15 protein-coding genes and 1 pseudogene are annotated in these 13,539 nt (G+C 59.5%); 11 read left to right on the forward strand and 5 right to left on the reverse strand.

Annotated elements, in window-relative coordinates:
* Positions 1-40 precede the first annotated feature (40 nt).
* From B7449_RS19890 to B7449_RS14920, 4 genes are all read right to left on the reverse strand, one after another.
* The gene (locus B7449_RS19890) at positions 41-829 is read right to left on the reverse strand and encodes a hypothetical protein (RefSeq protein ID WP_133250329.1); all 789 of its coding nucleotides are present in this window, start codon (positions 827-829) and stop codon (positions 41-43) included.
* Positions 798-1,781, reverse strand: a complete 984-nt coding sequence (locus tag B7449_RS14915) for a nucleotidyl transferase AbiEii/AbiGii toxin family protein (protein WP_159108156.1) — start codon at positions 1,779-1,781, stop codon at positions 798-800. Before B7449_RS14915 ends, B7449_RS19890 begins: the two co-directional genes overlap by 32 nt.
* On the reverse strand, positions 1,762-2,193 hold the full coding sequence (locus B7449_RS21110) for a DUF6088 family protein (RefSeq protein ID WP_034928088.1): 432 nt from the start codon (positions 2,191-2,193) through the stop codon (positions 1,762-1,764). Before B7449_RS21110 ends, B7449_RS14915 begins: the two co-directional genes overlap by 20 nt.
* Before the next feature lie 114 nt (positions 2,194-2,307).
* Entirely contained in the window at positions 2,308-2,589 is a 282-nt protein-coding gene (locus B7449_RS14920; RefSeq protein ID WP_264996583.1) for an HU family DNA-binding protein, read from the reverse strand.
* 191 nt (positions 2,590-2,780) lie between these two features.
* On the opposite strand from B7449_RS14920, the gene B7449_RS14925 reads away from it, so the two are divergent.
* The 6 genes from B7449_RS14925 (at position 2,781) to B7449_RS14950 (ending at position 8,745) form a co-directional block, all read left to right on the forward strand.
* Complete coding sequence (locus B7449_RS14925) at positions 2,781-4,658, forward strand: strawberry notch-like NTP hydrolase domain-containing protein (protein ID WP_244465765.1); 1,878 nt, start codon at positions 2,781-2,783, stop codon at positions 4,656-4,658.
* On the forward strand, positions 4,655-5,110 hold the full coding sequence (locus B7449_RS14930) for a replication initiator protein A (protein ID WP_235721137.1): 456 nt from the start codon (positions 4,655-4,657) through the stop codon (positions 5,108-5,110). The genes B7449_RS14925 and B7449_RS14930 overlap by 4 nt, the downstream gene beginning before the upstream one ends.
* 265 nt (positions 5,111-5,375) lie before the next feature.
* Entirely contained in the window at positions 5,376-5,837 is a 462-nt protein-coding gene (locus B7449_RS14935; protein WP_235721138.1) for a DNA methyltransferase, read from the forward strand.
* The gene (locus B7449_RS14940) at positions 5,756-6,097 is read left to right on the forward strand and encodes a DUF736 domain-containing protein (RefSeq protein ID WP_034928093.1); all 342 of its coding nucleotides are present in this window, start codon (positions 5,756-5,758) and stop codon (positions 6,095-6,097) included. Before B7449_RS14935 ends, B7449_RS14940 begins: the two co-directional genes overlap by 82 nt.
* Before the next feature lie 110 nt (positions 6,098-6,207).
* Positions 6,208-6,774 carry a lytic transglycosylase domain-containing protein gene (locus B7449_RS14945; RefSeq protein WP_052952431.1) on the forward strand — a complete coding sequence of 189 codons (567 nt, stop codon included), beginning with the start codon at positions 6,208-6,210 and terminating at the stop codon, positions 6,772-6,774.
* 228 nt (positions 6,775-7,002) lie between these two features.
* On the forward strand, positions 7,003-8,745 hold the full coding sequence (locus tag B7449_RS14950) for a relaxase/mobilization nuclease domain-containing protein (RefSeq protein WP_048883766.1): 1,743 nt from the start codon (positions 7,003-7,005) through the stop codon (positions 8,743-8,745).
* 21 nt (positions 8,746-8,766) lie between these two features.
* Here the strand turns inward: B7449_RS14950 and B7449_RS14955 are convergent, their stop codons facing one another.
* The gene (locus B7449_RS14955; protein WP_034928099.1) at positions 8,767-9,375 is read right to left on the reverse strand and encodes a glutathione S-transferase family protein; all 609 of its coding nucleotides are present in this window, start codon (positions 9,373-9,375) and stop codon (positions 8,767-8,769) included.
* A 93-nt stretch (positions 9,376-9,468) separates the two neighbouring features.
* Between B7449_RS14955 and B7449_RS14960 the strand changes: the two genes are divergently transcribed.
* The 5 genes and pseudogenes from B7449_RS14960 to B7449_RS14980 all read left to right on the forward strand — a co-directional run.
* On the forward strand, positions 9,469-10,014 hold the full coding sequence (locus tag B7449_RS14960; RefSeq protein ID WP_014106942.1) for a TetR/AcrR family transcriptional regulator: 546 nt from the start codon (positions 9,469-9,471) through the stop codon (positions 10,012-10,014).
* A gap of 88 nt (positions 10,015-10,102) precedes the next feature.
* On the forward strand, positions 10,103-10,324 hold the full coding sequence (locus B7449_RS14965; protein WP_010512019.1) for a hypothetical protein: 222 nt from the start codon (positions 10,103-10,105) through the stop codon (positions 10,322-10,324).
* Entirely contained in the window at positions 10,321-10,899 is a 579-nt protein-coding gene (locus B7449_RS14970; RefSeq protein ID WP_014106943.1) for a zeta toxin family protein, read from the forward strand. Before B7449_RS14965 ends, B7449_RS14970 begins: the two co-directional genes overlap by 4 nt.
* Positions 10,900-11,069: 170 nt before the next feature.
* Positions 11,070-13,073, forward strand: a pseudogene (locus B7449_RS14975) (conjugal transfer protein TraG).
* Positions 13,070-13,539: hypothetical protein (locus B7449_RS14980; RefSeq protein WP_244465766.1), on the forward strand; the 470-nt coding region annotated here is incomplete at its 3' end. The pseudogene B7449_RS14975 and the gene B7449_RS14980, both read left to right, overlap by 4 nt.

Genomic DNA, 13,539 nt, shown 5'->3' on the forward strand with positions numbered 1-13,539 from the left:
CCACCCTACATCATCCCAATGACGTCTCACAACCTGACAGCTAGATACGTGGAGACAATAAATGCGTGAGACTGGAGAGCATGTGCCAAAAATGTATCCCGGATATTTTAGTCGAAAAATATCCGACCACAGAGCCGCAAAGAGCTGAGCGCAAAAAGAGAATAAAAGCGCATAGCAAAGGAGGAAACCCCTCCAAAGATTTTGATGTTGTCAGTAAGCGCAAGAATAAATAGAATTGAGAGCCAAGGTACCTCATAAATCGAGAGAATGAGGAATATGTGTTGGACCATGCATTAAAATTAATGCCTCCGGCAAATATTTCTTGGCGTCGTATACGTCCTTGTTCCCACTGATTTTCTGTCGTTAATAAGAACTCGCGCGCGATAGCCGAAAGCGCATGGGCAAAGAAAAACAGATCCATGCCAATTATGATCATGTTGCCTGATATGGAAGACCATTCCTGAGGCTGCGCAATATGTGGCAGACAAAGGTAGAGCGTCATCGCGGTCAGTCCGCCAGTCAAGATACCCCTGAAGAAGGGCCTGATAAATTCAGGACCTCCTCTGACGAGACCGTACCAGGTTCCGGCAGCAGCTACGGAGGCGACATAGACCCATATCGGAAGCTGGCCGCAATCCGGATGTTTGTCAGCCCAGAGGAATGCCATGAGTGTGAGGACGGCGGGTGCGGTGACAGTTTCATCAACGGTTTCGGGCCGCTTACCAATGCGGAGCAGCCAACGGACGATCCTGCCGGTTTTTCCTTTGGAAAAGTGATAATCTTTATCGCCGTTGTCTTTATTTCGGTCGTTTTTTATTTGGTTCGACATCGTTTTTTTTATCTACATGATTTTCGGTTTCTTTAATGGCGGCATACAGGCTCTGTACTGACGCCATTGCCGTGTCGTAGATGAAATGTTCGCCGTAAACCATGGATGCCTGAAACCGATCGAAGGAATCACGACATTCTGAATTCGTCATAAGATAAGCTAACGCCTGTTCGGTGCCTGCCTCTGGGTCTGCGCCATACGCAGGGAACCACTTCTTAAACTGCTCTGCGTCACTGACCATGATCTGTCTGGCAAGTGTCGAGACACGAGGCAGATCGAGATGGGGCAGGATGCAATGCAGGTCGTAGACGTGCCTGATCAGGAAGCGGTCATAAGCGTCTGTTTTCCGTCCTTCCAGATAACCTGCTGTCCGACGGGTCAGGGCCACGAATTTTTCGGCTGCGGTCTCATCCACGGAAATGCAGGTGATCTGCTGTATTTCCGGTTCGGCATCTGTCGCCTCGCTTACGAAAGACCGTACCGATCTTTCGACGGTCGGGAGAGCCGCAGGCGCGTATGTCAGTTCGACGAGAAGGTGCGGGCGCAGATCGACGTCTTCGGCCATGCTGCCCGCATAGCGCAGTTCGGCACGGATATAGTGGTTTTCGTTTTTGGCGGAAATGACGGGTTCGGGAAAACCGAGGTCCATCGCGATTTTACTGATGATGTCCTTCAGCGTGCCCAGAATCTTCCGGGCCGCACTCTTGCTCGACGGCAGCGGCGTTATGGCGACCTTCATATCCACGTCTTCGGACATCCGGGCAACCAGCCGATGGGCGCGAGCTAGGCATGTGCCGCCAGCAAAAACCGGACTTATTCCTTGAGGAAGGTCCGCATGCTGAAGTGCTGCCAGCACCTCTACAACGCGATAGTCCTTTTCCACGAGAGCTGCGGATGACAGGTCAAGCGCATCGGCAACTTCGGCGAGCAGATCAGGCGTAAGGCTTTTCAAACCGCGCCTCAAGATTTCGATAGCGCAGCTTCCGGTTGAACCGGCTCTGGACTTCGAAGACCGGATTGGCCTGAACCTGTGTCGTGCGCCCGTTATTGTACTGTCGGACCGTATCGGACTCCCGCCAGTCGACCTTTAGTTTGCTGAGAGTCTGACGCACGGCTCCATCGAAGCCGCCGCGGACGGCAAGCATCGGCCGGCCAGTCAGGCCGTTCGTTTTTACGCGGGCATAGACCCCGTAGCCCAGACGCGCGATCTCGCCTTCGACAATGAGCTGTCGAAGGGCTCTTTTGACACTGTCATATTCGCCGAGATCGGCGAAGTCACGCGGCACGAAGACGTCGCCGCGCGCGCGGCGAATGCGTGTCTTCAGCCGCTCTTTCAGCGTTCTGGTGCGACGTAGCTGGATCATGATGACCTTAATGGACCTCCCTGATGGTCCTGCACAGTAACAGAAACAGGACATTCCGATCCACAAAAATAGGACCTCCTGTTGTTTGTCGGGACCACCGGGGAGGGAGTGTTTTCAGCCGTTCAGCGCGTCTTTCAGGGCCTTGGCGGGCGTAAATGCCAGCTTGCGGGAGGCTGCGATCTTGATCTTGTCGCCGGTCGCCGGATTGCGTCCCTCGCGGGCCGGCACGGCCTTCACCTTGAACTTGCCAAAATCGGGCAGCGAGATCTCCTCGCCCTTTTGGGCGGCAGCGGTCATCGCTTCCACGAGGGCGTCGAGCACCTTGCGGGTATCGGTCTTGCTGGCGTCGGTCGTCTCGGCGATCTGGTCGACCAGTTCTGAAATCTTCATGCGCAATGCCTTCTGTACGAATGGTTCAGGCGTGAGCCTCACAGAACCGTTACGGGGAGATTGTGGCGGCTTCAAGCCCGGCGTTCTCCTGTGGGCGGGGACGGGAAGGGAGAGGGCTGTTTTGGGCCGGGTGGTTCTGGCGCGGGAGAGAGAGGCGTGCCGGGACCGTTCCTCCTTCCCTCCCGGAGACCACCGTTATGGATTGCCCTGTTACACCCACTCCCGACCTGCGCGGCTTTGCCGCCGCGGGGTTGCTTTTGTCCCACCTCGAACGCGGGGAGACGCTCGACGCCAGCCGACTGCGCCGAGCCATGCAAACCGCCTTCAACGCGGCTGACGCAACGGGCGCATGGGACTGGAAGATGGCCTATGACGCCGCCGAGGCCGCGTCCGTGCTGTTCCTGCGCCGCTACGGTCCGGCCCTGATGACCAAAGCATCCGACGACACAGATTTGCTGGCCCGTATCGCGCGTCTGGCGTCTCTTCTCCCCTCGCAGACGCGTCGCTCGGACGACAGCCAGACCTGGCAACAGTTCTCGACACCATTACCGTTGGCGTTCTGCCTTGCTCGTGCGGCTGATATCGGGCGCGGCAATCATGTGCTGGAGCCCTCGGCAGGGACCGGTCTTCTGGCCGTCTTCGCCGAACTGGCGGGCGCGGTCCTGACTCTCAATGAATACGCACCGGGCCGTTCCGATCTGCTGACGGCCCTGTTTCCCACGGCCCGGTCTTTCCGGCATGACGCTGCCCAGATCCACGACTATCTGCCCGAGAGCGTTCAGCCGGATGTCGTCATCATGAACCCGCCCTTTTCGGCGACGGTGCATGTGGCGGGGCGGGCGCCTGACACGGCGTTCCGGCATATCGCCTCCGCACTCGACCGGCTGAAGCTCGGTGGGCGGCTTGTCGCCCTGACCGGTACGTCCTTCTGCCCCGACAACCCGCGATGGACCGATGGCTTTACCACTCTGCAGGCCAAGGCACGTCTGGTGTTTTCGGCCGGTGTCGCGGGGGATCTGTACCGGCAACATGGAACGGGTGTTAAAACGCGGGTCCTGGTGTTCGACCGCATACCCGCTTCCGAGCCCTCGCATTTTGTCGCGGCCCGTGGCACCGCTCCCGATTTTCCGACGCTGCTGGGCTGGATCATCGGTGATCTGCCGTCCTGTCAGCCACAGGCGCACCAGTCGTCGGCAGTGTCACGCTCTGCTGCTCTCACCTCGCCTCGCACGGTGGGGGGCTATCTCGGGCGCAAGGCTGCCGTCGCATCCCGCCAAAGGACGGTCTCGGAAATGCAGGGTGCGGCCCTGTCCTACGAGATCCTGCCGCCGGACGGAGACGGAACCGTGACGACACGTCTGTCTGACGCGCTCTATGAGGATTATCGCCTCCAGAGTATCGCAATTCCCGGCGCTCGGCCGCATCCCACCAAACTGGTGCAGTCGGCCGCCATGGCGTCGGTGCGCCCGCCCGGGCCTTGCCACAAGCCAACCCTCCCTGACCCTGTCATCCGTGACGGCCTGCTCTCTAACGCGCAGCTGGAATCCGTCATCTATGCCGGCGAGGCCCATGATCGCTATCTGGCAGGCCGATGGAAAGCCGATCAGACATGGGATGTCCTCACTCGTGTCGGTGAGGACGACCCCGACGGCGTCCGCTTCCGTCGCGGTTGGTTCCTTGGCGACGGCACCGGCACCGGAAAGGGGCGGCAGGTCGCGGGCATCATCCTCGATAACTGGCTGCAGGGTCGCAGGCGGGCCGTCTGGGTGTCGAAGTCCGACAAACTTCTCGAAGACGCGCAGCGCGACTGGTCGGCGCTGGGGATGGAACGGCTGCTGGTCACGCCCCAGTCACGCTTTCCGCAGGGTAACGCCATCCGTCTGACCGAGGGTATTCTGTTCACGACCTATGCGACGCTCCGGACGGAAGAACGCGGCGCGAAAGCCTCCCGCGTCCAGCAGATCGTCGAGTGGCTGGGCGCTGATTTCGACGGGGTCATCATCTTCGATGAAGCGCATTCCATGCAGAACGCCGCCGGCGGTAAGGGAGAACGGGGCGATCAGGAACCCGTGTGACGACATCGCTGCGCCAGACCCGTGACGGCGCGCAGGGGTTTTCGTGGCTGATCGCCTGGCAGGAACGGCGTGGAGAACTAGACCTGATCCTGCCCCAATGGCTCTGCGATGCCATCGGTCGCCGGGGTGTCCTCACGCTTGACCCCCGCTACTTCACCCTGACCGGCGGGTTCGAGCGCTGGCTGTATCTCCTCGTTCGCCGACATGCCGGTCGGCAGTCCGATGGCTGGGCGTTCGATCTACCCCATCTCTACCGCAAGTCAGCATCCCGTTCTCCCTATCCCCGGTTTGTCTTCGAAATCCGCCGCCTGGTCGCGGCAGACACCCTGCCGGGCTACCGCCTGCGTCTGGAGACCGACGCCAGCAATGTGCCGGTACTCCGCTTCTTCCCTGATCCCAGCAAAGAAACTTATCCACAAGGTCCTGTGGATAACCATGTGGAGGACTCCTGATGCCCATCGACCTATCAGGAATCGGATTCTCGACCTATCAGGAATGGGAAATCCATATAACAAGCTGTAATAAAAGGAGAAATTATGGCTCTCTAAAAGTACTAAATATTATAACCATTCTGTACTTGTACACCGCGCCTGAGCGCGCACGTGAGTCTTCGACTATCATAAAAACTGGTGATTCTGGCCCGACATTTGCCGACAGTTCTGCGCTCTGCCGTATGGTGGCAGGCAGACATGGCGGTATGGAACAGGGGGTATCGCCATGACCCCCCTTTGCGGCGATTGCCGGCTCCTGATGCCTGATCACGGGCCTTTTGATCTGATCATCTCTGATCCGCCCTATGGCGAGACATCACTGGCGTGGGACAGGCATGTACGCGGATGGTCGCCTTTAGCGGCAAAGGCATTGAAGCCTCATGGCTCGCTCTGGGTCTTCGGCTCCCTGCGCAGTTTTATGGCTACCGCACCGGACTTCCGGGCGGCAGGGCTGCGACACGCTCAGGAGATCGTCTGGGAAAAGCAGAATGGCAGTATTTTTCATGCCGATCGTTTTCGTCGCGTGCATGAATTGCTGGTGCAGTTCTATCCGGTCAGCGCCCGCCGCCAGCCCGCCTCCTTCTCATACTTCAAAGGATCACTGACATGGCGCAGATTGGACTCTTTACGCGCACGGCTGAAGGTTTTTCAGGACGCCTGCGCACACTTGCGCTGGATGCCGAACTGATTCTGGCGCGCGTTGAGACACCTGACGGCGGCAACGCACCGGATTATCGCATCTATCTCGGTGACAGTACCGAAGGACCAGAAGTCGGCGCGGGCTGGACACGCACTGGCGAACGGGCAGGCGAATACATCGTCGTGGTGCTCGACGACCCCTCTCTGGCACAGGGCCTGCGCGCGAGCCTGTTCCAGGCGGGCCGGGGTGGACGGATCTGGCAGCTTGTCTGGAACCGCCCGCAGAAACGTCAGGGAGCACGCGAATGATGCGCCTGATTGCAGGAGCGCGACAGGGTGGCCGCAATGCTAGCACGCCGACCAGGTGCAGTCTCGTCCGCGTGTGCTGCACAGGGCTGGCGGCTTCGCAGGTGGCTCTGATGCATCCTGCCAGCGCGCAGGACATCGAGGGAATGATCGATCAGGCGGCAGCGCGTGTCGCCCTGCCGCCCGAATGGATCCGCGCGGTGATGCATGTCGAAAGCCGCCGTGACACCCATGCCATCTCCGCCAAAGGGGCAATGGGCCTCATGCAGATCATGCCCGCGACATGGCAGGAGTTGCGGCGCGATCTCGCTCTTGGAACCGATCCTTTTAATCCGCGGGACAACATTCTTGCCGGTGCCAGCTATCTCCGCCTGCTGCATGACCGCTATGGGGATGCGGGTTTTCGGGCGGCCTATAATGCAGGACCGGGCCGTTATGAGGCCCATCTTGCAACGGGCCAGCCTCTCCCACACGAGACCCGGGATTACGTCGCCTCTGTCACACACCTGCTCGACCGGCGCACGTTTCCTGCGGACGGTCTGCACGAAACCGGCGTATCCGTTGCGCGCGACCAGCCTAACGAGACGCTGTTTGCCGGACATTTCCCGCACACGCCCCAGGCATCGGTCGGTACGTCCGAAGCGCTGTTCGTGCCCGTCTCTTTGGAGCAGGCACCATGATAGGGCGCGCACCGATGCCGATGGCGCGGGGAGCCGAGAAGTCGGGGGAACGGCGGTTGCGCTGGGGATCGGGTCTTTGGGGCCTAATGCAAGATAAAAGCCGCAAGGTGCGGAATGGTTGGGGAGGGCAGTTTTTCTGGGTTTTTCACAAGGTCATTTTCCCATCCCAAGGTGTCCGATGGCGTGATTGGCTTGTTTTCAATGTGTTAGCGCAAGGTCGCGATCTTCATGGCCCGTGATGACGATTTCCGGGTCCGGCCGGGCCGCATCCGCCTGCCCCGTGTCCGCGAGGGGCGGTCCTTCATCGGCCGCGTGCTGGCCGCGACCAACCGGGCGGGTGGCATGGGCCGTCCTGGCTCGGGGCGTGCCGGAAAGGGACCGTCCACTTTCGGGCGGGGCAGGGGAGCGGCAACCCGTGCCAATCGTCTCCTGTCCAGGCGCACCCGGCTTGCCCTCGTCAAGGCGCGGGTGGTCCGGCATGGCGCACGGGCGACCCTGCGTGCCCATCTCTCCTATCTCCAGCGCGAAGGTGTCACGAAGGACGGGGAGAAGGCCCGGCTGTTCGGGGCCGAGCGCGACCATGTGCCCGCGCGCGAATTCGCCGAGCGGTGTCAGGATGACCGACATCATTTCCGCTTCATCGTGGGACCAGAGGATGCAACTGAGATGGCGGACCTGAAAACCTTCACGCGGGAACTGATGACGCAGGCCGAACAGGATCTCGGCACGAAGCTGGACTGGGTTGCCGTGTCGCATTGGAACACCGACAATCCGCATATCCACATCATCGTGCGGGGCAAGGACCAGGACGGCGAGGATCTGGTCATATCCAGGGATTACATCCGCGAGGGATTGCGTGCTCGCGCCCAGAACCTGGTGACGCTTGAACTCGGGCCGCGCACCGACCAGGAAATACACCGCAACGTTGAACGCCAGGTCGAGGCAGAACGCTGGACCCAACTGGACCGTCAGTTGCAGCAGGACGCGAACCAGCACGGTATCATCGACATGGCGCCGTCGCCTGACCGGCAGCCAGACGCGTTCGCGGTCATGAAGGTCGGACGGCTGCGGCGACTGGAACGGATGGGCCTTGCCCATGAGGTCGGGGTCGGACAATGGCGGCTGGAGGAAACGGCGGAAGTCACCTTGCGCGAGATGGGGCAGCGCAATGACATCATCAAACGCATCCACCGTGGTCTGAGTGAACAGGGGATCGAACGGCCCTCGTCGTCATGGGTGCTGGCCGGGGAAGACCCGGCCGAGCCGGTGATCGGACGTCTGGTCGCGCGCGGTCTGGATGATGAATTGAAGGGGAGTGCCTATGCGGTGATCGACGGCGTGGACGGGCGCACGCACCATGTCCAACTGCCATCACTGGAAGCGGCCGGAGACGTGCCGCACGGTGGGCTGGTTGAACTGCGGACCTATCAGGATGCGAAGGGGCAGCGACGGGCGACACTTGCGGTGCGGTCCGATCTGCCGATCGGAGAGCAGGTGCTGGCGCGGGGCGCGACATGGCTGGACCGCCAGCTTGTCGCTCGCGAACCGGTGGCGCTGGGAGAGGGTGGTTTCGGCGCGGAAGTGCGTGACGCGCTACGCCAGCGCAGCGCTCATCTGGTCGAGCAGGGGATCGCACAGCAGGACGGAGCGCGCGTGCGCTATCCGCGTGGCATGGTCGCCTCCATGCGGGCGCTGGAGATGCGGGACGTGGCCGGGCGTCTGGCGCGCGAAACCGGCCAGCCCATCCAGAGTGCTGAGGCCGGCGAGTACGTCACTGGAACCTACCGACAGCGGCTGACCCTCGCTTCGGGGCGCTTTGCTATGATTGATGGCGGCCTCGGGTTCCAGCTTGTTCCCTGGACGCCATCGCTGGAGAAACAGATCGGACGTCATGTCTCCGGCGTCGCACGGGAGGACGGGGGCGTGGACTGGTCGTTCGGCCGGAAGCGGGACATGGGGATCGGGCTTTGATCGCCCGCTTCGCTGGCCAACTTAGTATGGTAACGTCAGCATACCGGGCATCGGGATGAAATTGGGGAGACGGCTGACCCGTGTCATCCACGCCATTAACGCGGGGAAAGGCCTTACGTCCACACTGCCCTCGTGCGCAACCGAGAGGTAAGGAAAGACTGCACAGTCGGCGATTGTAGGATGGCTTGATGCCAGCCACTCTCGGCTTTCCAGATGTTTGTTGAGGATTGGAAGAATCTTGGTGCTCCAGTGAAGGGCGGCCTCCATGTCGAGATCGACACCGAACTTCCTGATCAGACGTGCGGCATTCGGCCCATTGCGGATCTCACAGGCTGCAACTGACAGCCACCCGACAATGTTCGCCTGAACGCGTCTGTCATCGGGCCACCATCGCTGGTCGGACAGACTGCAAGCCAGATAGACGAGAATGGCCTGAGAATCCCGGACGACCGTCTCGCCATCGACGAGAACCGGTACTTCCTGAAATGGATTCAGGTCCGTAAACAACGAGCTGTGTTGCTCATCTTTGGAAAAATCAACCGGCACAAGGTCAAGAGGAATGCCGGTAAGGGCTGCAAACAGGCGCACCTTGTAGCAATTGCCGGATACATCGAGATCATAGAGTTTCATGACTGAGTCTCCTGACGATGGACTGACACTTTGAGAATGAAATGATCCCGGAATCAGGAAACCAGACCGATCGGTCTTAATGGAAGAATAAAGATGAAAGCATCCTATGACGATATCGTGATTGCTGCGCGCGAACTCTTCCGGGAACGGGGATACACCGGCGCTTCGATGAACGACCTGGCCGAGCGGGTCGGTCTGAAGAAGTCCAGTCTTTATAATCGTCTTCCAAGTAAGGAATCGCTCGTCGTTGATGTTCTCGAATTGACCCTGAAGGAAACTTTTGAAGGGCTTCCCGATCCGGCAGTCGACTGGATGCACACTTATCGAGAACTGATCGACCGTATTGTCGCAGTCTTTAGCGAGCGTGGACGATGTGTAGGCTTCCACCTGGCTTTCGGAGTCCCGATTGACACGCCAGAGGCGAAGACGGCTGTCCGGGATTTCGTAATTGCATTGCGCGCCCGAATGGCGGAAATCCTCGAAAAGGGTGCGGTTGATGACCCTATGCGGGCAGCCACGGACGCCCTGACACGTTTGCAAGGGGCTACATTCTGGCTGGCGGCCCTCGACGAAATAGAACCGCTCAGACGGGAAGCGGTCGGTGTTCTGGCTTCTGTGGGGATATCAACGCAGGCCTGATGTCCGTCTGGGCAAAAGACCTCTGCGCGTCAGACAACGATTGTGCTATGAGTGACTCCATAGAACGTCATGGATAAACGGGGTCGTCATGTCCGAATACAAGATGCAGGAGCGGCAGCACTATGCATGGGCCAGCTTTGAGGCGGTCCGCGTTGCTGGCGAGCGGGCACGGGAAGCCCGGACAGCGAGCGGCGAGATCATGACCTATGTCCAGAAGGGATGGGTTGTGCGCGAATTTCCCGGCGGTCGGGTTGAACGTCTTGCACCGCTGGAAGAGTTCCGCGACGAAGATTTTCCCTATCCCGCGTGACACGATTACTGATTTACGCAGGACCGAACGGCTCCGGAAAAAGCAGTCTGCGGGTTGGCACGAGCGCTGACATTGAGCCGGTCGACATCGTCATTGACCCCGACCAGATAGCGCGGGGGATCAACCCAGGCAGCCCGCGCGATGCAGACAGGGAGGCCGGACGGCGAGCCATCGAGATATTCAACGCGTCGCTGGCCGCCGGGAAGTCGATTTCTCTCGAAACGACATTATCTGGCCGTTCCGTAATCCGTCGCATCACGGCGGCGCGGAACGCCGGATATCATATCGAGCTGAGATATATTGCTCTGGCGTCGGTCGAAATGAATGTTCAGCGCGTCAGGGCACGTGCTGCGGGTGGTGGACATTTCATTGAACCGGAAGCCATTCGCAGACGATATATTGGCAGTCTCGCCAATCTTCCGACTGTTATTGGCCTGTCTGACCGTGTTGTCATCTCCGATAATTCAGGCGTTATGCCGGAGCCTGTGCTTGAAATCGAGAATGGTCAGATTGTGCGTCGAGGTATGACTATGCCTGCATGGCTGGTCAGCACATGTCCGGACTTCTGCCGTTAGTGCGTTTTGTCGCCAAGACCAGACACGCTGTTGGAATGGGTTCTGGTAACGCTTGCGCCGACAATTTTACGCCTCTTTGCGCCGGGCCGCGCAGGTAGGGCGGAAAACATTGAATCCAGTTAAGTGTCTTCGTTTCCTTTCTTCCATGGGTTTCTATGGAGGAAAGCACTATGTCCGGATCACGGATTTTATGGGGGCAGGTGAGCGTCGTCCTGCTCATGATCATCCTGTCATGGTGGATGGCGACGCAATGGGTGGCGTGGAAACTGGGCTTTCAGCCCCAGCTTGGTCAGCCCTGATTCACGCTTGCGCATCATTGGCCTGTCTACTGGCCCCCCATGGTTTTCTGGTGGTGGTATGTCTACGACGCCTATGCCCCGGATATTTTTAATCAGGGCGGGTGGATCGCCGGTAGTGGCGGCGTACTGGCTGTTGTGGCAGCGGTCGCGCTTTCCATTCGTCGGGCTCGTGAGGTAAGACGGGCCGCAACCTATGGAAGCGCACGCTGGGCCAGCCGTGAGGAATTGCAGCAATCCGGATTGCTCGATCCCGATGGGGTCATTCTCGGGCAGTATGGACGGGATTATCTCCGTCATAATGGTCCTGAACATGTCCTGTGTTTCGCGCCGACCCGTTCCGGTAAGGGGGTGGGGCTTGTCATTCCGACCCTGCTGACATGGCCGGGATCAGCCATCGTCCATGATATCAAGGGAGAAAACTGGCAGATCACCGCAGGTTTTCGGGCGCGTTTCAGCAGCGTGCTCCTGTTCGATCCGACCAATCCTGCCTCTGATCCCTACAACCCCCTGCTTGAAATCCGGCAGGGGGAGTGGGAGGTACGCGACGCCCAGAATGTCGCGGACGTGCTTGTCGATCCCGAAGGATCGCTTGAACGCCGGAACCATTGGGAGAAAACATCACACTCTCTGCTGGTGGGCGCCATCCTCCATGTTCTGTATGCGGAGAAAGACAAGACGCTCTACGGTGTTGCCAATCTTCTGTCTGATCCGAAACGCTCAATTGAAGCCACCCTTGCTGCGATGATGCAGACGAAGCATCTGGGCAAGGATGGCCCGCATCCGGTGGTTGCATCCGCCGCCCGTGAACTGCTGAACAAATCTCCCAACGAACGGTCTGGTGTGCTCTCCACCGCCATGTCGTTTCTTGGCCTGTATCGTGATCCGGTCGTCGCGAAAGTCACTTCGCGTTGTGCCTGGCGGATTGCGGATATTGTCAAAGGGCGTCGTCCGACCACGCTTTATCTCAGCGTGCCACCCTCGGATATCAGTCGCACCAAACCGTTGATCCGTCTGATGCTGAACCAGATCGGGCGCAGACTGACAGAGGATCTGAACGCGCATAAGCATAACCATCGCCTGCTGATGATGCTGGACGAATTCCCGGCGCTCGGGCGGCTTGATTTCTTTGAAAGCGCTCTCGCGTTCATGGGTGGTTACGGCATCAAAGCTTTTCTGATCGCCCAGAGCGTGAATCAGATAGAGAAAGCCTACGGTCAGAACAATTCGATCCTCGATAACTGTCACGTCCGGGTCAGTTTTGCCACCAACGATGAACGGACTGCCAAGCGGGTCTCAGATGCATTGGGCACTGCCACGGAAATCAGGTCACAGAAAAACTATGCCGGGCATCGCCTGTCACCCTGGCTGGGGCATCTGATGGTTTCGCGGCAGGAAAGTGCCCGCCCGCTTCTGACGCCAGGTGAAATCATGCAACTTCCACCAACCGACGAGATTGTCATGGCGGCGGGGACGCCACCCGTTCGTGCGAAGAAAGCTCGATATTATAGTGATGCCCGTTTCCGGGAGCGCGCACTGCCACCGCCCCAACCAGGAACGATATCAGCACCGACCGCGATACAACCGGATGACTGGACCAGACGCCCCTTGCCCGAGACGGTGGTGCATGGTGCCGCCCCCCCACTGTCAACGCAGGAAGAAGAAACGCCTCTGGGGGCCGGTCACAAGCGCACACCGGACGCCGATCCGAGTGATATTCCACCGCGTACGGAGAGGGATGACACGCGGGAGCAGACGAAATCACCCGAAGCTGGCAATCGCACGACACGGTGGGACCGGGACTTTATGGATCTTCAGAAGGTAGCGCGGCTGGCCGCCATTGACCGTGATGATGGGATGGAGATCGGTGGACCATGAAACGCTCCCGCAAGAAGCAGCAGATGACGGTCTATCTCGATCCCGATCTGTTCAAAGCTGTCAGTGATACGGCCACCCGTCGCCGTCAGTCCGGCTCCCTCGTGGTCGAGACGGCTCTGTCTGTCTTTTTCTCTCCTGAAGAGGGGACCGGACAGGCCGCACTGACCCGACGGCTGGACCGTGTCGATAAACGCCTGTCCCGACTGGAGCGCGATACCGGGATCACCGTCGAGACATTGGCCCAGTTCATCCGTTTCTGGATGATCATGACGCCCGCCTTGCCCGAAAGCTCGGCTGCTGCTGCACGGGCGCAGGCGGCCGAGCGTTATGAAGGCTTCATCGAAGCGCTCGGCAGGCGTCTGGCGACAGGCCGACGTCTATATGAGGACGTTCTTCCTCCTGACGCACAAGTCAGTGCTAGCTGTCAGGTTGTGAGACGTCATTGGCGTATTCGAGGATTTCATCG

The sequence above is a fragment of the Komagataeibacter intermedius TF2 genome, from assembly GCF_000964425.1.
GTDB lineage: Bacteria > Pseudomonadota > Alphaproteobacteria > Acetobacterales > Acetobacteraceae > Komagataeibacter > Komagataeibacter intermedius.

What these genes read in the sequence shown, in the direction of transcription:
- B7449_RS19890 (WP_133250329.1), bottom strand. Translation starts at nt 829, where the DNA reads ATGTCGAACCAAATAAAAAACGACCGAAATAAAGACAACGGCGATAAA.
- B7449_RS21110 (WP_034928088.1), bottom strand. Translation starts at nt 2,193, where the DNA reads ATGATCCAGCTACGTCGCACCAGAACGCTGAAAGAGCGGCTGAAGACA.
- B7449_RS14925 (WP_244465765.1), top strand. Translation starts at nt 2,781, where the DNA reads ATGGATTGCCCTGTTACACCCACTCCCGACCTGCGCGGCTTTGCCGCC.
- B7449_RS14935 (WP_235721138.1), top strand. Translation starts at nt 5,376, where the DNA reads ATGACCCCCCTTTGCGGCGATTGCCGGCTCCTGATGCCTGATCACGGG.
- B7449_RS14940 (WP_034928093.1), top strand. Translation starts at nt 5,756, where the DNA reads ATGGCGCAGATTGGACTCTTTACGCGCACGGCTGAAGGTTTTTCAGGA.
- B7449_RS14945 (WP_052952431.1), top strand. Translation starts at nt 6,208, where the DNA reads ATGCATCCTGCCAGCGCGCAGGACATCGAGGGAATGATCGATCAGGCG.
- B7449_RS14950 (WP_048883766.1), top strand. Translation starts at nt 7,003, where the DNA reads ATGGCCCGTGATGACGATTTCCGGGTCCGGCCGGGCCGCATCCGCCTG.
- B7449_RS14955 (WP_034928099.1), bottom strand. Translation starts at nt 9,375, where the DNA reads ATGAAACTCTATGATCTCGATGTATCCGGCAATTGCTACAAGGTGCGC.
- B7449_RS14960 (WP_014106942.1), top strand. Translation starts at nt 9,469, where the DNA reads ATGAAAGCATCCTATGACGATATCGTGATTGCTGCGCGCGAACTCTTC.
- B7449_RS14965 (WP_010512019.1), top strand. Translation starts at nt 10,103, where the DNA reads ATGTCCGAATACAAGATGCAGGAGCGGCAGCACTATGCATGGGCCAGC.